17 protein-coding genes are annotated in these 19,255 nt (G+C 58.3%); 11 read left to right on the plus strand and 6 right to left on the minus strand.

Annotated features, from left to right (window positions below; translation table 11 throughout):
* Nucleotides 1–190 precede the first annotated feature (190 nt).
* Nucleotides 191–1,705: a dipeptide/tripeptide permease DtpA gene (dtpA, locus tag ACMGGK_RS12245; RefSeq protein ID WP_016927896.1), complete on the plus strand. Its 1,515-nt coding sequence runs from the start codon at nucleotides 191–193 to the stop codon at nucleotides 1,703–1,705.
* A 75-nt stretch (nucleotides 1,706–1,780) separates the two neighbouring features.
* Here dtpA and ACMGGK_RS12250 read toward each other — a convergent pair whose 3' ends face one another.
* Entirely contained in the window at nucleotides 1,781–3,874 is a 2,094-nt protein-coding gene (locus ACMGGK_RS12250; RefSeq protein WP_143778934.1) for a prolyl oligopeptidase family serine peptidase, read from the minus strand.
* A gap of 194 nt (nucleotides 3,875–4,068) precedes the next feature.
* A complete protein-coding gene (locus tag ACMGGK_RS12255) occupies nucleotides 4,069–4,632 on the minus strand; it encodes a helix-turn-helix domain-containing protein (protein ID WP_049300525.1) in 564 nt (187 codons plus the stop codon).
* A 115-nt stretch (nucleotides 4,633–4,747) separates the two neighbouring features.
* On the opposite strand from ACMGGK_RS12255, the gene ACMGGK_RS12260 reads away from it, so the two are divergent.
* Both ACMGGK_RS12260 and ACMGGK_RS12265 read left to right on the plus strand, forming a co-directional pair.
* Nucleotides 4,748–5,935, plus strand: coding sequence for a benzoate/H(+) symporter BenE family transporter (locus ACMGGK_RS12260; RefSeq protein WP_049300526.1), 1,188 nt, complete (start codon nucleotides 4,748–4,750; stop codon nucleotides 5,933–5,935).
* A gap of 100 nt (nucleotides 5,936–6,035) precedes the next feature.
* Nucleotides 6,036–6,539 carry a cupin domain-containing protein gene (locus tag ACMGGK_RS12265; RefSeq protein ID WP_004938395.1) on the plus strand — a complete coding sequence of 168 codons (504 nt, stop codon included), beginning with the start codon at nucleotides 6,036–6,038 and terminating at the stop codon, nucleotides 6,537–6,539.
* On the opposite strand, the gene ACMGGK_RS12270 is transcribed toward ACMGGK_RS12265, so the two are convergent.
* Complete coding sequence (locus ACMGGK_RS12270) at nucleotides 6,504–7,349, minus strand: aminoglycoside phosphotransferase family protein (RefSeq protein WP_370446670.1); 846 nt, start codon at nucleotides 7,347–7,349, stop codon at nucleotides 6,504–6,506. The genes ACMGGK_RS12265 and ACMGGK_RS12270 overlap by 36 nt on opposite strands.
* Nucleotides 7,350–7,537: 188 nt before the next feature.
* Between ACMGGK_RS12270 and ACMGGK_RS12275 the strand changes: the two genes are divergently transcribed.
* Nucleotides 7,538–7,918: a RidA family protein gene (locus ACMGGK_RS12275; RefSeq protein ID WP_049300534.1), complete on the plus strand. Its 381-nt coding sequence runs from the start codon at nucleotides 7,538–7,540 to the stop codon at nucleotides 7,916–7,918.
* Between the two features lie 7 nt (nucleotides 7,919–7,925).
* On the opposite strand, the gene ACMGGK_RS12280 is transcribed toward ACMGGK_RS12275, so the two are convergent.
* Nucleotides 7,926–8,306, minus strand: a complete 381-nt coding sequence (locus tag ACMGGK_RS12280; RefSeq protein ID WP_015377744.1) for a nuclear transport factor 2 family protein — start codon at nucleotides 8,304–8,306, stop codon at nucleotides 7,926–7,928.
* Between the two features lie 276 nt (nucleotides 8,307–8,582).
* On the opposite strand from ACMGGK_RS12280, the gene ACMGGK_RS12285 reads away from it, so the two are divergent.
* A complete protein-coding gene (locus ACMGGK_RS12285; protein WP_004938382.1) occupies nucleotides 8,583–8,852 on the plus strand; it encodes a hypothetical protein in 270 nt (89 codons plus the stop codon).
* Here ACMGGK_RS12285 and ACMGGK_RS12290 read toward each other — a convergent pair.
* Nucleotides 8,849–9,241 (minus strand): nuclear transport factor 2 family protein, encoded by a 393-nt coding sequence (locus ACMGGK_RS12290; protein WP_004938379.1) that lies wholly within the window; start codon nucleotides 9,239–9,241, stop codon nucleotides 8,849–8,851. The genes ACMGGK_RS12285 and ACMGGK_RS12290 overlap by 4 nt on opposite strands.
* 202 nt (nucleotides 9,242–9,443) lie before the next feature.
* On the opposite strand from ACMGGK_RS12290, the gene ACMGGK_RS12295 reads away from it, so the two are divergent.
* The 4 genes from ACMGGK_RS12295 to gstA all read left to right on the plus strand — a co-directional run bounded on the left by ACMGGK_RS12295 (nucleotide 9,444) and on the right by gstA (nucleotide 12,442).
* Nucleotides 9,444–10,139, plus strand: coding sequence for an HD domain-containing protein (locus ACMGGK_RS12295; RefSeq protein ID WP_079449294.1), 696 nt, complete (start codon nucleotides 9,444–9,446; stop codon nucleotides 10,137–10,139).
* Nucleotides 10,140–10,234: 95 nt separating this feature from the next.
* Nucleotides 10,235–10,498, plus strand: coding sequence for a DUF3811 domain-containing protein (locus ACMGGK_RS12300; protein WP_004938373.1), 264 nt, complete (start codon nucleotides 10,235–10,237; stop codon nucleotides 10,496–10,498).
* 361 nt (nucleotides 10,499–10,859) lie between these two features.
* Nucleotides 10,860–11,744 (plus strand): 4-hydroxy-tetrahydrodipicolinate synthase, encoded by an 885-nt coding sequence (gene dapA, locus ACMGGK_RS12305; protein WP_049300527.1) that lies wholly within the window; start codon nucleotides 10,860–10,862, stop codon nucleotides 11,742–11,744.
* A 92-nt stretch (nucleotides 11,745–11,836) separates the two neighbouring features.
* Nucleotides 11,837–12,442 (plus strand): glutathione transferase GstA, encoded by a 606-nt coding sequence (gene gstA, locus ACMGGK_RS12310; protein ID WP_016927904.1) that lies wholly within the window; start codon nucleotides 11,837–11,839, stop codon nucleotides 12,440–12,442.
* A gap of 39 nt (nucleotides 12,443–12,481) precedes the next feature.
* Here the strand turns inward: gstA and pdxY are convergent, their stop codons facing one another.
* Nucleotides 12,482–13,342, minus strand: coding sequence for a pyridoxal kinase PdxY (pdxY, locus tag ACMGGK_RS12315; RefSeq protein WP_420276932.1), 861 nt, complete (start codon nucleotides 13,340–13,342; stop codon nucleotides 12,482–12,484).
* A 305-nt stretch (nucleotides 13,343–13,647) separates the two neighbouring features.
* On the opposite strand from pdxY, the gene ACMGGK_RS12320 reads away from it, so the two are divergent.
* Nucleotides 13,648–16,002 carry a hypothetical protein gene (locus ACMGGK_RS12320; RefSeq protein ID WP_420276933.1) on the plus strand — a complete coding sequence of 785 codons (2,355 nt, stop codon included), beginning with the start codon at nucleotides 13,648–13,650 and terminating at the stop codon, nucleotides 16,000–16,002.
* 139 nt (nucleotides 16,003–16,141) lie between these two features.
* Nucleotides 16,142–19,246, plus strand: coding sequence for a DUF4214 domain-containing protein (locus ACMGGK_RS12325; RefSeq protein ID WP_193842736.1), 3,105 nt, complete (start codon nucleotides 16,142–16,144; stop codon nucleotides 19,244–19,246).
* Nucleotides 19,247–19,255: the final 9 nt, after the last annotated feature.

Raw genomic sequence — 19,255 nt, forward strand, 5'->3', positions numbered from 1 at the left:
TGCAACATCGCAGCATAATCCTGCGAGCGTTAAATGTAACCGAATATGACAAACTGCTTGCCACGTTGACAAAGATAGTGAACATTAACCGCCGTCCCCATCCTATAACAACGCAAAAGGATGCCGTTCCGCATCAACTTTTGTACTTTCCCGTCCTCCAAAGACGGGCTGCGAAAAAACAGAGGTACCAGTGTCAACAGCAAACAACCAACACCCGGAGAGCGTTAGCCTTAACGCGTTCAAACAACCGAAAGCGTTCTACCTGATCTTCTCGATCGAACTGTGGGAGCGTTTCGGCTATTACGGCCTGCAGGGCATCATGGCGGTTTATCTGGTCAAGATGCTCGGCATGAGCGAAGCCGATTCCATCACCCTGTTCTCTTCCTTCAGCGCCCTGGTATACGGCTTCGTCGCCATCGGTGGCTGGCTGGGCGACAAGGTGCTGGGCGCCAAACGCGTGATCGTGCTCGGCGCGCTGGTGCTGGCCGCCGGTTACGCCATGGTGGCCTACTCCGGCCACGACATCTTCTGGGTCTACATGGGCATGGCGACCATCGCCGTGGGCAGCGGCCTGTTCAAGGCTAACCCGTCCTCCCTGCTGTCCACCTGCTATGAGAAAGATGATCCGCGCATCGACGGCGCTTTCACCATGTACTACATGTCGGTGAACATCGGTTCCTTCTTCTCCATGCTGGCCACCCCGTGGCTGGCGGCGAAATACGGCTGGAGCGTGGCGTTCTCCCTGAGCGTGGTCGGCATGCTGATCACCCTGGTCAACTTTATGATGTGCCACAAGTGGGTGAAGGAAAACGGCTCCAGACCTGACTTCAAGCCGCTGCATCTGCCGAAGCTGCTGATGGTGCTGGTCGGCATCGTGGCGTTGATCGCCGTGTCCAGCTGGCTGCTGCACAACCAGGTGATCGCGCGCTGGGCGTTGGCCCTCGTTTCCGCCGGCATCGTTCTGGTGTTCGCCAAGGAAACCTTCGCCCTGCACGGCGCTGCACGCCGCAAGATGATCGTCGCCTTCCTGCTGATGCTGGAAGCGGTGGTGTTCTTCGTGCTGTACAGCCAGATGCCAACCTCGCTGAACTTCTTCGCCATCCATAACGTGGAACACAGCATCTTCGGCGTCGCCTTCGAGCCGGAGCAGTATCAGGCGCTGAACCCGTTCTGGATCATGCTCGCCAGCCCGATTCTGGCCGCGCTGTATAACAAAATGGGCGATCGCCTGCCGATGCCGCACAAGTTCGCTTTCGGCATGATCCTCTGCTCCTGCGCCTTCCTGGTGCTGCCATGGGGTGCCAGCTTCGCCAACGAACAGGGCATCGTGTCGGTCAACTGGCTGATCCTGAGCTACGCGCTGCAGAGCATCGGCGAGCTGATGATTTCCGGCCTGGGCCTGGCGATGGTAGCGCAGCTGGTGCCACAGCGTCTGATGGGCTTCATCATGGGCTCCTGGTTCCTGACTACCGCCGCCGCCGCGCTGATCGCCGGTAAGGTTGCCGGTCTGACCGCCGTGCCAAGCGACATCAACGACGCGCACGCTTCGCTGGCCATCTACAGCCATGTGTTTATGCAGATCGGCATCGTCACCGCCGTCATCGCTATCCTGATGATGCTGACCGCGCCGAAGCTGTACCGCATGACGCTGGACACCACCGAAGACGCCAATCAGCAAGCGCAGGAAGCCACTGCGGCTCGCTGACCGCCGGCGGATTGAGCGTAAATAAAAACACCGGGGTTAACGCCCCGGTGTTTTTTTATGCCGCAAGAAAAAGGCTTACGCTGACTTGGGTTTGCCGCTCAGGTTGGCCCACATGAATTCGCTTACCAGCGCGCTGTGGAACGCCGCCTGTTGCTTGTCGGCGGCGGCGCTGTGCCCGCCTTCGGTATTTTCATAGAAATAGGCCTGCTGATACCCCATCGCCTGCATGCGCGCCGCCATTTTGCGGGCGTGGGCCGGGTTGACCCGATCGTCGCTGGTCGCGGTATAGAACAGCACCGGCGGGTAGGCCGTCTGCGCCTGAATGTTGTGGTATGGCGAGAAGGTCTTGATGTAGGCCCATTCCTCCGGCTTGCTCGGGTCACCGTATTCGGCGATCCACGACGCGCCGGCGGAAAGCTGGGTATAGCGCTGCATGTCCAGCAGCGGCACTTCGCAGACGATGCAGCCGAACAGCTGCGGATACAGCGTCAGCATATTGCCCACCAGCAGGCCGCCATTGCTGCCGCCGCGCGCGCCAAGATGCGGCGCCGAGGTCACCTTGCGTGCGATAAGATCTTCGGCCACGGCGGCGAAATCCTCGTAGGCGCGATGGCGGTTTTGCTTGAGCGCCGCCTGATGCCAGGCCGGACCGTATTCGCCGCCGCCGCGAATGTTGGCCACCACGTATACTCCACCGCGTTCCAGCCAGGCCGGCGCCTTGCCGCCGAGATAGCCCGGCAACAGCGGCACTTCAAACCCGCCGTAGCCATACAGCAGCGTCGGCGTGCTGCCGTCCGCTTTGAGATCTTTGGCGGCGATCTGGAAATACGGCACGCGGGTGCCGTCCTTGGAGCGCGCGAAATGCTGGCTGACCTGATAGCCGGCGGCGTCAAAGTCCTGCGGCGCCTGTTTCAACAGCGTCGCCTCACCGCCGTCGAGATTGCCCATGTACAGCGAGGTCGGCTGCAGGAACCCGCTGACGGTCAGGAAATAGGCGTTGCTCTCTTCGTCGATGCCGCCGGCGGAAAGGGTGCTGATGGCGTCGGGGTTGCCCAGCGGGCGACGTTGCCAGCTGCCGCCCTGCGGCGTCAGCACTTCCAGCCGGTTGACCACGTTATCCATGATGCTGAGGATCAGGTGATCGCGGGTGCCGCTGTAGCCGCTCAGCGCCTGCTCCGCCGTTGGGGTAAACAGCAGCTGCAGCTCGCGCTTGCCCGCCAGATAGTCATCGAAGTTGGCCGCCAGCAGCGCGCCGGACGGATAGCGCTTGCCGCCCACTTCCCAGTCGCTGCTCGGTTTGATCAGCAGCCATTCCCGATGCGTATCCAGCTCGGCGTCGGCCGGGATGTCGATTTTTTTCTGCCGGCCATCCTGAGCCAGCAAGAAATAGTCACGGCGATAGAAGTCCAGGCTGCGGCCGACGAAATCACGCTCAAAACCCGGCGTGCGATCGTGATAGGCGAAGACCGCCATATCTTCCGGCTGCGCTTCGTACAGCGTTTCGGCGGCGCTCAGCGGCGTGCCGCGCAGCCAGCGTTTGGCGATGCGCGCGTAGCCTGACTGGGTCATCGAACCGGGGCCGAAATCGGTGGCGATGAACAGCGTGTCCCGATCGACCCAGGAAACCCGGCTTTTCGCCACCGGCACGTTGAAACCGTCTTTGACAAAGCGTTTGGCCACCAGATCGAATTCACGGATTTCGGTGGCGTCACCGCCGTCCGGCGACAGCTGCATCAGGCAATAACGGTATTCCGGCGCCAGCGGTTGCGAGCCTTGATAGACCCAATCCTTGCCTTCCGCCTTGCCCAACGCATCGATATCCAGCACCGTCTCCCAGGCCGGTTTGGCCTTGCGGTACTCGTCCAGCGTGGTGCGCCGCAGCAGGCCGCGCGGGTTGGCCTGATCCTGCCAGAAGTTGTAATAGTACTCGCCGCGTTTACTCACCCACGGGATCTGGGTGTCTTTATTGAGGATATCCAGAACTTCGCGCTCAATGCGCTGAAAGTCTTCGCCCTGGCCGAAACGCGCCACGGTGCGCTGATTTTCCTGCTGCACCCATTGCAGCGCTTTTTTACCCTGCAGCTCTTCCAGCCACAGGAATTCATCGCCGGCGGCCGCGCCGCCCTCCGCCGCCATCGCCAGGCGGATACTGTTGGGTAATGAAGTCATCGCGAATACGGCTCCTGCGGTTTGTGCACTGAGTTTAATAAACTGACGTCGATTGGTGACCGGCAAAATCAAGCTCCTTTTGAGTCGGCTGCAACGCCGCCCCGTCATGGGCGACAACCTGTGAAATAAGAGTCATTTTCAACAAGGTAGGCGTTTGGCGGCGCGGAGTCAAAGCCCACGGCCGCCGCGTTGATTCAGGATTGAGGATAGTGGATCAGATCGTGGATACGCACCGTTTGTGAACCGGCGTTGCGGTAGGCATGCGGCCGATCGGCCTGAAAGCGCATCGCCTCGCCGGCCGCCAGGCGGTGCCACTCGCCGTTTATCGCCAATTCCAACCGGCCGCTGATCACGATCACATGCTCGATCACGCCCGGCTCATGCGGCGACGATTCGCTGAGCGCACCCGGCGCGAGATCGATGACGAACATGTCGAAACCCAGTTGGCGATCGTAGGGAAACAGCGGCACCACGCGCATATCGGCATTGTCCTGATCGTACACCGGCAGCTCGCCGTAGCGATGCAGCGTCGCCTGCTGCTGCGCGGGCGAGGCCTCAAGGAAGGCGGAAAACGCCACGTTGAAACCGGTGGCGATCTTCCACAGCGTCGCCACCGTCGGGCTGGACTCGCCGCGTTCAATCTGCCCGAGCATCGCCTTGCTGACGCCGGTGTATTCCGCCGCCTGCGTCAGGCTCCAACCGCGCTGTGCGCGCAACGTGCGCAGGGTGTGCGCCAAATGGCCGGCAAGTTCCTGCATCCTGTTCTCCTCTGCGTATCGTGCCCGATTATACCCGCTTGTGCGCTATAACGCACGATGCTATGCTGATTTCTCGCTGTGCGTTATAACGCACAACCACCGATTGGAGCTGCCCATGCGCCCTGCCGTCACCCTGCGTCATCTGACCCTGCCTGCCGTCATGGCCGGTTTTGTCGCCGTTCTGGTCGGTTATACCAGCTCTGCCGCCATCATTTTCCAGGCCGCCGCCGCCGCGGGCGCCACGCCGGCGCAGATCGGCGGCTGGCTGAGCGCACTGGGGATCGCAATGGGCGTCACCTCCCTCGGGCTGTCGCTTTACTATCGCACGCCGATCCTCACCGCCTGGTCGACGCCCGGCGCGGCGCTGCTGGTCACCAGCCTGCCCGGCACGCCGATCAACGAGGCGATCGGCGTGTTTATCTTCGCCTCCGGTCTGATCCTGCTCTGCGGCGTCACCGGGCTGTTTGCCCGCCTGATGGACTATATTCCACAGGCGATTTCTGCGGCGATGCTGGCGGGGATCCTGCTGCGTTTCGGGCTGGACGCCTTCGCTTCGCTGCAGCTCAATTTTCCCCTCAGCGCCGGCATGGGGCTGGCCTATCTGCTCAGCCGCCGTTTCCTGCCGCGCTACGCCATCGTATTGACGCTGGCGATTGGGTTGGCGATCGCCGCGCTGCAGGGCGATATCCAGCTGGCGCAACAGACGCCGGCGTTCGCCGTGCCGGAATTTATCGCGCCGCATTTCAGCTGGCCGACGCTGCTCGGCATCGGCGTGCCCTTCTTCGTGGTGACCATGGCTTCACAGAACGCCCCCGGGATCGCTACGCTGCAGGCGGCGGGCTACCGCGTCCCCACCTCACCGCTGATCGCCTGGACGGCGCTGACCGCGCTGCTGCTGGCGCCATTCGGCGGTTTCTCGGTGTGCATCGCGGCCATTACCGCCGCCATCTGCATGGGGCCGGATGTGCATCCCGATCCGCAGCGGCGCTATATGGGCGCGGTGGCCGCCGGCGGCTTCTATCTGCTGGCCGGTCTGTTCGGCGGCGCCATCGGCCTGCTATTCAGCGCGTTGCCGGTCGCCTTGATCCACACCATTGCCGGGCTGGCGTTGCTCGGCACCATTGGCGGCAGCCTGCAACGCGCGCTGCATGATGAAAAACAGCGCGACGCGGCGCTGATCGCCTTCCTCATCACCGCCTCTGGCGTCACGCTGCTCGGCATCGGTTCTGCCTTCTGGGGGATTGTCGGCGGCGCCATCGCCCATCTGCTGCTGTCGCTGCCGCGGCGAACCTCCGAGGCGTAACGGGCGGTCTACATTGACAAGCGACGCCGTGGCGCCTTCACTTTCTCTGTCGTCTGACTGTCAATTCACCTAATAAGTGACACCGTCACCAAGGAAGCTTATGACTGAGAAAGCCGCGCTGTTAGCTCAGCGCCTGATACGCAATGTCGAACAGGTAGAGATGAAACATGACCGGCGGCCGCCGCTGTATGACAGCGTCGGCGCCCGTCTCGGCACCGGCACCGCCGCCGACAAACTGGGCGCCTCTTTCGATTGCGTGGCGCCGGGCATGCGTTCCTGCCCCTACCATTTTCACTACGCTCAGGAAGAAATGTTCATCATTCTGGAAGGCAGCGGTACGCTGCGGGTGGCTGGAGAAATGCTGCCGATCGTCAGCGGGGATGTCATTTTCATTCCGCCGGGCCCGGAATACCCGCACCAGATCATCAACACTTCCGATGCGCCGCTGAAGTACCTGTCCGTCAGCACGCGCGAACAGCCGGAGCTGGTGATGTACCCGGATTCCGGCAAATACCAGGCGATGGCGCGCAGCGCAGACGGCGAGCAGGTGCGCTACCTGCAGCGCCCTTCAACCTCGCTCGATTACTGGCAGGATGAACCCTGAATCGCCGTCCGGCAACGGGATATCCAACGCGCGCGCCGCCAGTTCGGCCACGCGGAAGTCGATATCCGCCGCCTGCCCGTCTTCCATGAACCAAGCGGCGGAGAGCCCCGACCAGGCCAGGATCCATTGCAACAAGCGCCGGCGCTCCAACCCGGCCAACCGGCACACCTGTTCCACGCGGCGCTGGAAAATGGCCGGATCGGTGGCGATACCGTAGTTGGGATTGCAGAAGATATTGGCGTAATCGAAGCCCCGTTCGCCGTACAAACGCTTGGGGTCGATCGCCAGCCAGCCGCGTTCGCCGAAGTCGAGCACATTGTCATGGTGGATGTCGCCGTGCAGCACGCTTTCTTCTCGCGGGCTGCTCAGCAATTCCGCCGCCGTTGTGGCGCTGAGGCGCAGCATGCCGCCGTGCGCCTGCGCCGCCGGCCACAGCGAGCTGAACCACTCCTGCAGCGGGATCAATTCGGGCAGCGGTGCCTCTCGCGGCGCATGCAAGGCGGCGATCGCCCGACACAGGATCTGCGTGGCCTGCTCATCGTCGCCATCACGCACCAACTGCGCCAACGAACCTTCGCCCTGCGCGCGCTCCAGCAGAATGCCGTCGTCGTGCCACGCCAGCACCAGCGCGGCGCCTTCCCCGCGCCACCAGCACATGAGCTGGCCGCCGAAGCGCTCCTCCTGCTCGCGGGCGATCTTCAGCATGGCGGCCTCGCCCCGGTAACGCACCGGCATCAGCAGACTGCTGTGGGTTTCGAAGGCTTTGCCGTCCTGTTCCAGTTGCCAGCGTTGCAGGTAGGGAGTAAAAATCGGGTTCATCGTCTCATGCGTCCTTGTGGCCGAGCTGCGCCGCACTGTCACATTCGGGTGAAGACGACGTATAAAAAAGAGGGATGATACTCTCAAATATCATCGGTGCGCGGCGCCTGGCCGCCGTTTCTTCAGTATCCTAACCAAGTTTATCGATTTTATTAACCGGTCTTGCGCGGGGTTTGACCATGACATCATTAAAACGCACGAATTATCCGCAGTTGCCGACGCCGGGCGGCCCCTATGTGCATGCGGTGCGCCACAGCGATCGCTTATACGTTTCCGGATTGACGGCCTTCGCCACCGACGCTCAGGGGTTGAGCGCGCCGGAGCAAACGCAGGAGATCCTCGAACAGCTGGCCACCATTGCCGCCAGCGAAGGCGTCAACCTCAAGGCATTGATTAAAATCAGCGTGTTCCTGACCGACATCGCCGATCTGGCGGGCGTGCGCCCGGTGCTGTTTGACTATTTCGATGGCGCGCTGCCGGCCTGTTCACTGATGGCGGTCAGCGCGTTGTTCTCACCCGCGGTGTGTGTGGAAATAGAGGCGGTGATGGCGTTGCAGTAATGCGCGGCTAGAGCGCGCCCTCATCCGGCACGCAGGGGCCGATCTTGAACCAGGCTTTGGCGATCCGCCCCTGTTCCACTTCATAGATGGCGATGACATCCATTTTGCCGCGCCCCTGCGGGAAATTGCGCGTCACCACTTCCTGATCGACCACCATATTGCCTACCGCCATGCGTTTTATCCGTTCGCCATACAGACTCGGCTCCTGGAAACGCACCAGATGCCGTTCACGGATCGCCGCCTTGCCGCTGGCCAGCAGCGTGTCTGGATGCTCGTAATACTGGGCGTCGTCCGCCCAGCAGGCCATAAAGGCCTCGATGTCGCGGGCGTTATAGGCGTCAAGCTGTTGTTGAACCACATCCTGCGGGCGTGCCGTTTTATCGTTCATCACATCCTCCTGCCGAAGTTAACCGCCGCATGCGTCGAACCCATCACGTTAACCGCCCAATGCTGCAGCTTGATGACACGGCGAGCCATGAATAAAAACCCAAAAATAACGAATAAATAACCTATCACGCCCAATGAACAATTCAAGCGCCCACGCATAAATTTTCTGCGCCGCGCCAGAGGCGGTGAAAACCGCATGACGCCGCGCGTTAATCTTTGCGACGGTGAGGGAAATTCTGCTAATTTAGCGTGGACAGCCTGACGATAACGAAACGCTATGCAGCAAAAACCGGTGTTGGACGAAGCCAGACAGTTAAAACGACTCAACGCCGCCACGCGGCGCCAATCCCATATGTACAAATGGATCGCGCTGATTGCGGCGCTGGATGCGCTGTTGGTGTTTTGGTATGACCGGGATATGCGCAATGTCACCTTCTCGGGAGCGGTTGCGCTGGTATGCGGCTATTTGTGGATCCGCGATCGCAACAAGGCCCGGGGTTATCGGCGCGAGTTCGACCGCAAATTCGGCAAGCGCAGCGGCGATTAAGGCTGCATCGCCTCCAGCACTTTAGCACTGTCGACGATCTGCACGAACTTCACGATTTTGCCGGCGCGCAGCGTATAAATATGCGCAAAAGAGGCGCTGAAGGATTTGCCGGTGGCCCGGTAGGTGCCGTGATAAAAACCCTGAGCGATCACGTTGTCGCCGGCGTCGTAAAAGTGATCGACGTCGGCGCGGTAACCTTGCCATTCGCTGCCCAGGCGCTGATGCACGTTCTTGATGATGTTCTCCGGGCCGATATAGGTACCGGCGTAAGGGAAACCGGCGGCTTCGGTCCACTCGGCATCGGGGGCCAGCGCCGCCAGCAGATTACGGCCGTTTTCTTCGGAGCTGCCTTCATAGGTTGCGCGCACTATTTCAAGAGGGGTTGGCATGTCTCTTCTCCAAATGGCTGATGAGGATATTCCGGCCATCCCCGCGGACACAGGCTCTCACCAAGCGGAGACGGCGGAATGCGGCTATTCTAGGTTGCTTGTTTCGCTGCAAAAACCGCAGTTATGACAATAGTGGGTTGCACTTTAGTAAACAATAGCCATTTTTCTGTCATTTTCCCGGCATCCGACACGGCTATGCTGATTGACCGATTTTCCCCAACAGGAGCTGAACGTGTCTTTACCCTCGCTGACGCAAGAGTTGTTACAACCGTTTTCCCCCTACCAGACGCTGGCGCAAACGCTGTTGCCGCTCACCCTCGAGTCGGACGACGGTTCGCATGACGTGGCGCACCTGCATCGGGTCTGGAAGAACTGCCGTCGGATCAGCAAGCTGGAAGGCGGCGACCGGCGCATTCTCTGCGCGGCGGTGCTGCTGCACGACGCCGTCGCGGTGGAAAAGAATTCGCCGCAGCGCCATCTGGCCTCGCGCATGGCGGCGGAGCAAGCCACGCTGACGCTGACCCGGCTGGAATGGGCGCCGGCGGACATCGCGGCGGTGGCTCACGCCATTGAAGCGCACAGTTTTTCCGCCGGCATCCCGCCGCAAACGCTGGAGGCGAAGATCCTGCAGGATGCCGATCGCCTCGACGCTATCGGCCTTATCGGCGTGGCGCGCTGCTTCTATATCGGCGGCCGCATGCGCAGCGCGCTGTACGACGCCGCCGACCCGCGGGCTGAACATCGCCAATACGACGACAAGCGTTTCAGCCTGGATCACTTCGAAACCAAGCTGTTCAAACTGCAAGACGGCTTCCAGACCGCCGCCGGGCGGCAGATGGCCGAACAGCGCACCGAACGCATGCGGCGCTTTGTCGACGATCTGCTGGAAGAGGTGTAATGCCGGCCTATGGGGCATTTTCGTTATGCCCATAACATTTTCGGTCATATAACGCCGCTAAACTGTAAGTCAACTTCACCGAACGGGCGGCACAGATGAAAAAGTTGACGTTGAAAGAGATGACGGAAAGCGAACAGCGGGAAGTGAAAACCGAATTGGACAAGGCGCGTAAAAGCCATGGCAGGCCGCTGACCAATGCCGAACAGCACAAGGTCAAGGATGAAGTGGTGGCGCGCATCATGGCCGCCAGAGCGAAGCTCGCCAAGGCGGAGCGTGCAGAACGCAAAGCCAATCGCTACCGGCCGAGCGGCGACACTTTCAGTTGGTCCGCCACCATCGGCTCCCGCCCGCCGCGCTGAGCCAACTCAACCCTCCCCGCCGCGGCGGGGATTTTTATTTATTAGCCAAACTCATCCTCACCGGTGAATCATGAATAACAATGTTATCAATCTGTTGTAAATTGACAGTCTGATGAAGAATATTCATTATCACCCCACTTCCCCTTTTCGCGAGACTGCCATGGCCTACCCACGCAACGCTGATATTCTGATGACACCTGCGTTGCTCGTTGGCGGTTTGGCGGCGGTTACATCGAAGAAACAGACGCTCATTTGACCGGGGCGCGCTGTCCCGTCAGATGAGCTGACTGGATGGCACGCAACGCCCCGCCTTCAATTTTCTCATCTGGCTTCTCTGTCGGTCACACAGAAGGAATATTTTATGGCCTCATTTTCGGGTATTTGGGTGGCGATGGTTACCCCTTTCAATCACGACGCCGTCGACCTGCCGGCGGTGCAACGCCTGGCGCGGCACCTGCTCGACGCCGGCGTCGATGGTCTGGTGGTCTGCGGCTCCACCGGTGAAGCCGCTGCGCTGAGCAAAGAAGAACAGCTGGCGGTGCTCGACGCCGTATTGGAGGTGGCGCCTGCACGCCAGGTGGTGATGGGCCTTTCCGGCAATAACATGGCCGCCACACTGCAAATGCAGCAGGCCATTCAGCTGCGCGACATCGCTGGCGTGCTGATCCCGGCGCCTTACTACATCCGCCCTTCGCAATGCGGCCTGATCGACTATTTTACCCAGTTGGCCGACGCCTCCGCCGTGCCGGTGATCCTGTACAACATTCCGCAGCGCACCGGCATCGCCATGGAGCTGGCCACGCTGCGCCGGCTCGCTCGCCATCCGCGCATCACCGCCATCAAGGACTGCGGCGGCAACCCTGACGCCACCATGGCGCTGATCGCCGATGGCGAAATCGATGTGATGACCGGGGAAGACAATCTGATCCTCACCACGCTGTGCCTGGGCGGCACCGGCGCCATCTCCGCCGCCGCGCATGTTCACCCGGAACGTTTCGTCCAGCTGGTGCAGCAGGTCGCCGCCGGCGATCTGGCCGCGGCGCGCAGCAACTTCTATGAGCTGCTGCCGATGATCCACCAGATGTTCAGCTTCCCGAATCCGGCGCCGGTCAAGACGGTGCTGGCCCAGCAGGGGCTGATCGCCAACGAATTGCGTTCGCCGATGCAGGTGGCGCCGCCGGCGCTGCAGCAACAGATCGCCGCGACGCTGGCGCAACTGCAGCCCGCAGAGGCGATCGTCGGTTAAATTTGTTAGCTAAGCCGCTGTAATTTTGGCGCCACGGGACTACGATGAGAGGTTAAGCATGCCCGTCATTCGTCATCAACAAGGAGCTTCCGATGAAACTGTTCTATAAAGCCGGCGCCTGTTCGCTGTCCCCGCATATCGTGCTGCGTGAGGCAGGGCTGGATTTTACGGCGGAGAAGGTCGATCTGGCGCAGAAGAAAACCGAGAGCGGCGCCGATTACCTCGCCATCAACCCCAAGGGACAGGTCCCGGCGCTGCTGCTGGATGACGGCAGCCTACTGACCGAAGGCGTGGCGATCGTGCAATATCTGGCGGACCGCGTGCCGGATCGCAACCTGATCCCGGCGGCGGGCACCCTGTCGCGCTACCACGCGATCGAATGGCTGAACTACATTGCCACCGAGCTGCACAAAGGATTCAGCCCGCTGTTCAACCCGAAAACGCCCGAGGAATACAAAACCATCGCGCGCGCCAAGCTGGAGCAGCAGTTCAGCTATCTGGATTCGGTACTGGCGAAGCAGCACTTCCTGTTGGGGAGCCGTTTCAGCGTGGCTGACGCCTACCTGTTCACCGTGCTGCGCTGGGCATTCGCCCTGCAGTTTGACGTGCGCAAGCACGCCCATCTGGCGGCCTGGTTCGATCGCGTTGCGGCGCGCCCGGCGGTGGATGCGGCGCTGAACGCCGAAGGATTGAAGTAAACATTCGGCCCCGGTGGCTATCGCCGGGGCCCGTTGCACTTACAGTTTTACCGCTTTGAACTCGCTGCGCGGCTGCACGATCCGATCCTGCGCCGCCACTACCTGCAGCTCGTATTCCCCCATCTCCTGAGTCGTCAGCATCACCTCATACACGGCGGCGGTCACGTGCTCCAGCGCTTTATCCAGCGCCTCACCCTTCAGCAGATCCACCAGCAGCAGACCGCTGGTCAAATCGCCGACGCCGACCGGTTGACGCGCGCCGAAGTCCACCAGCGGCCGGCTGATGTGCCAAGCCTCGTCCGCCGTCACCAGCAGCATTTCGAAGCAGTCGGCGTGATAGCCGGCGCGGGCCAGGTGCTTGACCAGCACCAGCCGCGGCCCTGTGGCGATCAGCGCGCGGGCGGCCTGCACCGCATCGGCCACGTTGGCGACGGCCATCTGGCTCAGCATCTCCAACTCCAGCAGGTTCGGCGCCATCATGTCGCTGCACGGCAACGCCTGGCGACAGTGAAACTCGGCCACGCCCGGCGCCACGATGCAGCCTTTTTCCGGATGTCCCATCACCGGATCGCAGAAATACCAGGCATTCGGGTTCGCCTGCTTAACCTGACGCACGATCTCCAGAATATGGTCGCCCTGCTCCGGCGAACCGATATAGCCACTCAATACCGCATCACAGCGCTTCAGCTGATCGATATTGGCGATGCCCTGCGCGATCTCGGTCAGGTGATTGGCCGGCATGACGCAGCCGGTCCACTGGCCGTATTGCGTATGGTTGGAGAACTGTACCGTGTTCAGCGGCCAGACGTTGACGCCCATGCGGCGCATCGGAAATTCAGCCGCACTGTTGCCGGCGTGACCAAACACCACGTGCGACTGGATAGAAAGAATGTTTTTCATCGGAACAACTGACCTCGCCATGCCGTGTGCATCAGCCCGCGGCGAAATGATAATGGGTGCACAACGCGAAAACGTCATGCCGGCGCTGTTAAAAACAAGAAATGAGAGGAATTTTTATGCTTTCGACGGCGGCATATTGTAGCGAAAAGTCCGATCCAAAAAAAGCCGAGAACCGACCGACAAGGCAGTGACAGCGGGAAAAATCAGGCCATCCTCAGACTGGCCTAACATTGCATTTCGGCCCTTATGAACTGTAATTGTCTATTCATTCACTATCACTTCAGCGTATCCAGAGGATATATTTCATGAGCTTACTGAAACTTCAATGGGGAAAGAAGGCCGATGCCAATACCTTGACTTATTTAGCTAAACAGCTTGAGAAAAGCGCTGATAGCCAAAGTGAGTCAGGTGCCTTCGCCGACGCGGCCGCTCTCGATACCTTTAGCCGTTCGCTCGCCAGCGGGACACCTTCCGTCGAGCAGTTTAAGCTGCTGGCCAGCGCCCGCCACTTCCTGCGGGCTGACAACAACGAAAAAATCTACGCTTCGCTGTATCACGAAAATCTGAGCCAGGACGTCTCCCTGGCCGTGCTACAGAACGCCGGCCACGATCGATACCAAACCAGCATCGCGTCATTCTGCAAGGGGATGCTCCCACTCGACGGTGCTCGTGAGCCTCAGTCGACGGATGTCGCCGCCTATCAACTCAAGATCGCTCAACAGCTGAATTACACGCCTATCGCCGAATTGTCGCTCTCCGCCGACGGCATATTGAGCGGCTCGGTGAACACCGGCAGTCAGCATCCGTTGAGTCCTGAGGAATTGGCCGCTCTGACGCACGTCTTTCTTAATGTGAATGCCTCGGCCGCCGTTGATTTCAGCCATTCGCCCCAGTTGAAAGAGGTGACCTTGCAAGGGAGTGCGCCAACCGATACCACCGCCCTGAACTCGCTAAAAAATAAGGGATTCGCTTTGCGGCTTAATCTGGATGATAACCCTTACTTCAAAACGGTAGACAAGATTACATTTGGTACCGAACGGGATGTGGTGGTGATTTCCGATAAGTTCGATCTCGCCAATGCCAAAATGGAAATTCTTTTTGGCATCGGTGGTGCCAGTCTGTTTTGGAATGGCAATGGCGTGAATCATAGCGCCAATATTGTCAGCACGACGTTCACCGCACAGAACTATTTTGATGCGGATGGCGTTATTTCCGCCAACCTGATCTTAAAGGATATCTATCTGACCACAACGGCAAGCGGCAGTATTGAAGGAATAATCAAAACCAATGTTAACCAGTTCCAATTCTTTCCTCAGATCGATCTGGCAGGTTATCGCGGTACCGGAAACATTTATCTGGATGGCAAATTGATCGCGACAGAAGGCGCCAACGTATTCGATTATGGCGTAATCAATCAAACGGCCAGTATTTATAACGACCATTATACAGGCGTCACCCACTTACAGCAGGCGCCCCATGCTGTAAAAAGTGGTGACGGTTATTACTGGACGGGAAGTCAAGGGCTTACGCTTTCCGGTTTCGCCGATAATGTACATATCATCAATCTTCCCGTCTTCGACACGCTGCCTTTTCTCACCATCAACGGCGATGCCGGTGCGCAGAGCAAGCTTCACCTGGAACTGGCGCCGGTTACGCCTCCCTCGACGTTATTTGGCCCTTGGGGGGTAAGCATCGGAAATAGCGCCATCGAACGCCTGGACGCAGGAACGCTCAGTTTCGCCAGCCATTTCATTGGCGCACGGCCGCAAGAAGAGCTGCGGCTGTATGCCAATGGTTCGAAACTCGCCTCGGTGGCGCTGGAAGGCGCCGGCAACAATATTTCCAAGATCAACATCAGCGGCATAGGAAAGCTGGAAGTGACGGTAAAAGCTGACTTTAGCGACAGCTTGAAACATATTGTTATTGAACCCATTTTCGATCCCATGAATGAAGGGATCCCGCGCGTTGAAACCGATCTGAAGCTGGATAAGGCCGGCAGCGGCGGCGGCGAGTTTTATAAACTGCTATCCGCACTGAACGACCCGAGCGCCTATGGCGGTATTATCGGCGCACTGACCGGCGAACAGATCAACATCCAGTACACCAATACTCAGACCCTGACTATCAAAGGCAATACCACGCTGAATAACCTGGCGATGGCCAATCAATACGCGCACCACAACAAAATCAACTTTGAACAAAGCACGATCGACAGCATGGTCACGATTAACACTCTCACGCCGACCGACACGCTTACCGTTGGTGTTCGGGGTCAACAGTGGCTGTTCGACAGCGAAAAATCCGGCAATATCGTGCCTTATGGCAGCCTGACGCAAATGGCCGACATCAATACCCTGTTTGATTCATTAACCGTCGCAGACGACAGCACGGCGCAAGATATATTTGCTCAGGCGCTATCAAAAATAACCCATGGCGGCAGTGAAAATAATCTGCAAAGCGTAGGCGTGTTCAAGTTGGCAACCAATGCATACATTATCATTGATAATAATCACAATAAGCAATTTGACGCTGAGGACATTGTATTCTCCTTGGGAGATAAAGATATTTATGAGATTGCAGAAAACCTTCATTATCGGGCGCCGACTATTGATCTTGCCGGCACTTCCACCCCATCCGTCACAGAGCTAAGTTTGGTCTAACTCTCTGCGGGTGCGGTCGCCTCAAACGGCGGCCGCATTCGCGAAAAATACAGAATTTCCTTAGGCTCAACCGCATTGCAATCATGTGGATTTGGACTGTACTTGTTGATGCTTATTTTTTGTCAACACAGGGGTTAACATGAGTTTATTATCGTCACAACAGGATGTAGCCATCCTTTTTTATGCCACACTCGGTAAAAAAGCCGATAGCGCCGCATTAAACTTCTTTGCCCGCCAGCTGGAATCGGGGCAGTACAGCAGAGATCAGCTGGCCGAAAAATTCATCCAGTCTCAGGATGGGCATCATCGCTATGACGGCCTGACAACGTCGCAAAAAATTCAATACATCTATAAAAATACGACAGGCGCCGATCCAGCACCCGATTTGCTGGCCACGCTGGTCGCGCAAGCCAATGCAGGAAAAACGCTGGGGCTGATTACCAAGGATCTAATCGCCGGCGTGAAGAGCTATATGGGTGATGCTGCGGCACCGGTCGCACAGCAACAGCATTTGTTTGATATTATTGATACAACCTTACACCCCGCTTTGTCCCCCTATCCCGCGAATGCTGAAGCGGCAGCCGATATTCAAGCCCTGTTTTACATCGTAGGCAGCCTCGCGGTGGCGGAAGGCGTCAATTATTGGAGCCAGGTGCTGGCGACAGGAAAAGCTGACGCCAGCTATATTGCCGGCCGTTTCGTCGATACGCGTAGCGCGTTGACCACGTTAAGTAATGAAGACTTCGTCAAAACCGTCTATAAAAATACTTTCGGCGTTGATGCTGGCGCAAGCGAGCTCGCCAATTATGTCACCGGGTTGAATAATCACACCGAAACGCGAGGCGACGTCATCATGCGTCTGATCGCCGATATTCGCAACGACACAGCACATGCCGCCGCCAAACAGGCTTTTCTTAATGCTACCCATGTCTACGCTGCGGGTGAGATGGCTGCGGCCAACTATCAGGAAAGCGTGGCGCTGCTCTTTCTGCAACTGGGGAAAAAGACCACGCTGGAATCAACCGGACTGGACAGTTACAGCAAATTCCTCGCCGCGGGGAACTCCGAGCTCGATCTGCTGACCATTCTGGCTAAATCCTCCCCCTTCAAAGATGCCGCAGACTTCGCCAGGATTTATCACGAACTGTATTACGGCCCGGCGCTGAGCGAACTGCAAAAACAGGCAATTTTGCTCAAAGCCGGCAATAATCCGCTGCAGGCGACGCTGAATATTTTGCATGCGTTCCGCAACGGGGAAGCGCCGCTGGAGGGCGGAGTCAGCCCAAGTCACGAGCAACTCGTCAATCTCGAATACAAAATTGGCAGCGAGCTGGGATACCAGATCCGCGGCAACGTCACGATGTCGAATGCCGACGGCGCCCTCAACGGCAGCCTGAATACCGGTAAGCAACACGCGTTAAGCCATGCGGAAATCAGCCAGCTGCGCGAGATCACCCTTAACGCCGAGATCGGCTCCGCGGTCGATCTCAGCTTTGCCAAATCGTTGCAAAAAGTCACGCTGCAGGGCGACTTCGCCACCAGTGAAGCAATGCTTCAATCGCTGAGAAACCTGAATGTCACCCTTTTTCTTAGCGAGGGCAACCTGCTGAACGCCCCCGAAGGGATTAACTTTTCCAACGTGAAGAACAGCACCGTCGTCGCCGACCGGCTCGATATGACGACGGCAGCCGCGCAAATCAATCTGGCCGCCGGGAAGCATCAGCTTGTCTGGCAAGGCAATGCCACCGCCGACAGCGGCAATAGGGTCAGCCGTGATTTCAAAGCGACGGCGCTTAATAGCGATCCCGAGACATCTTACTATAGTGTCTCAGCCAATTTTTTCACCAAGGTCGTCCACCTGACGGCCAGCGTCGGCGGCGGCTATGACGCTGAAATTACAAATAACGTTAATCAGTTCCTATATTTCAACTATGTAGATTTGACCCACTATCGCGGTACCGGAGAGATTTATCTTAACGGGCAGCGGGTCGCTACCGAAGGCAACAAGGTATTTGACTTTGGGGTGTTCACGCAAGAAGCCACCGTCTCCCACCCGATTTACGGTAACATCAACTCGCTAAAACAAGGCGAAATGGCGCAACCCAATGCTTCGCAAAACGCTACGGGGTCGGCTGGAGGGGTAATTACGGCCTACTCCGGAGATTTAACGCTGCTCAACGTCAGCAGCGGACAGTTTACCCTCGGCGGCGACTTGACCGCGAAAAGCCGTATCCACATCAGCGATACGGCACATAGCGACGACAGTTTTAAATTATTCTTTACCGATACGGCTAGCCATACGGTAACCAACCTCAATATGGGTACTTTCAGCTTTACATCGAACCATAAAGAAACGCTCGAAATCCGTATGGGCAGCAATCTCGACATTGTGCAAAATCGCACGTTGACCCTGAGCGGCGGGGACAACTCGATTAGCACGTTGATGCTGAGCGGCTATATGTACACAGGCGATAAGCCGCTGGTGCTTAATCTGACCGTTGCCGCAGATTTTAGTGATAACCTGAAAACCATCATAGGCAGCGAATTTACCGATGAACGCCGTTATTACTCCGACATGAAGCTGTTCCTCGTCGCAGAAAAAGGCGGCACCGGCGGCGGCGCTTTCTACAACACGCTAAACACGCTGGCCAATAAAGACGATTTCGCCCATGTCATTGCCGAACTTGCCGGCGACCAGTTAACGGTCGACCGCACCGGATTGACCGTCTATAAAGCCGACGTTAAGGGCAACACGACGTTGGATAGCGCCGGTACGTTACATTTTACCGATAGCAAAATAGACAATATGGTCACGCTCAATACCGGCTATGCCAACAGCGTCATCTCCGTGGGAGAAACCGACAACCCGTGGGTTTTCTCCAAGACAGGAGACAAGACCGCAACCTTGTACGGCAGCGCCACCACCCAAGCTGAGTTACAAAATGCGTTCAGTGGCCTGAATGCGACGGACAATGCCCAAGCGCTGTTCTCACAGGTACTGGCGAAAATAACGAACGGCGCCAGCACCAATAACCTGGCGGAAGTCGGATTGCTAAAGTTGGACAAATCGCTCTATGTCATCGTGGATAGCAATCATAATCACAGCTTTGACGCCGATGATGTGGTGTTCTCGATCGGCAATCAGGATCCTTATCTGGCTGCCGTCTCTCTGCACTACCACTCGCCCGCCGTCACCGTGAACGGTGTTGCGGCCGAAAACTCGCTGCCGGAGGCGTTTGCCTAATCGTCATCC

Origin of the sequence: Serratia sp. BNK-33-b (assembly GCF_048684565.1) — a bacterium.
GTDB classification, from domain to species: domain Bacteria; phylum Pseudomonadota; class Gammaproteobacteria; order Enterobacterales; family Enterobacteriaceae; genus Serratia; species Serratia marcescens.

Excerpts from the sequence above, each read along its gene's own strand:
- ACMGGK_RS12325 (WP_193842736.1), top strand. The coding sequence starts at position 16,142 with ATGAGTTTATTATCGTCACAACAGGATGTAGCCATCCTTTTTTATGCC.
- dapA (WP_049300527.1), top strand. The coding sequence starts at position 10,860 with ATGGCCTCATTTTCGGGTATTTGGGTGGCGATGGTTACCCCTTTCAAT.
- ACMGGK_RS12290 (WP_004938379.1), bottom strand. The coding sequence starts at position 9,241 with ATGCCAACCCCTCTTGAAATAGTGCGCGCAACCTATGAAGGCAGCTCC.
- ACMGGK_RS12255 (WP_049300525.1), bottom strand. The coding sequence starts at position 4,632 with ATGCAGGAACTTGCCGGCCATTTGGCGCACACCCTGCGCACGTTGCGC.
- ACMGGK_RS12320 (WP_420276933.1), top strand. The coding sequence starts at position 13,648 with ATGAGCTTACTGAAACTTCAATGGGGAAAGAAGGCCGATGCCAATACC.
- ACMGGK_RS12300 (WP_004938373.1), top strand. The coding sequence starts at position 10,235 with ATGAAAAAGTTGACGTTGAAAGAGATGACGGAAAGCGAACAGCGGGAA.
- ACMGGK_RS12265 (WP_004938395.1), top strand. The coding sequence starts at position 6,036 with ATGACTGAGAAAGCCGCGCTGTTAGCTCAGCGCCTGATACGCAATGTC.
- ACMGGK_RS12285 (WP_004938382.1), top strand. The coding sequence starts at position 8,583 with ATGCAGCAAAAACCGGTGTTGGACGAAGCCAGACAGTTAAAACGACTC.
- ACMGGK_RS12260 (WP_049300526.1), top strand. The coding sequence starts at position 4,748 with ATGCGCCCTGCCGTCACCCTGCGTCATCTGACCCTGCCTGCCGTCATG.
- gstA (WP_016927904.1), top strand. The coding sequence starts at position 11,837 with ATGAAACTGTTCTATAAAGCCGGCGCCTGTTCGCTGTCCCCGCATATC.
- ACMGGK_RS12250 (WP_143778934.1), bottom strand. The coding sequence starts at position 3,874 with ATGACTTCATTACCCAACAGTATCCGCCTGGCGATGGCGGCGGAGGGC.
- ACMGGK_RS12280 (WP_015377744.1), bottom strand. The coding sequence starts at position 8,306 with ATGAACGATAAAACGGCACGCCCGCAGGATGTGGTTCAACAACAGCTT.
- ACMGGK_RS12275 (WP_049300534.1), top strand. The coding sequence starts at position 7,538 with ATGACATCATTAAAACGCACGAATTATCCGCAGTTGCCGACGCCGGGC.
- pdxY (WP_420276932.1), bottom strand. The coding sequence starts at position 13,342 with ATGAAAAACATTCTTTCTATCCAGTCGCACGTGGTGTTTGGTCACGCC.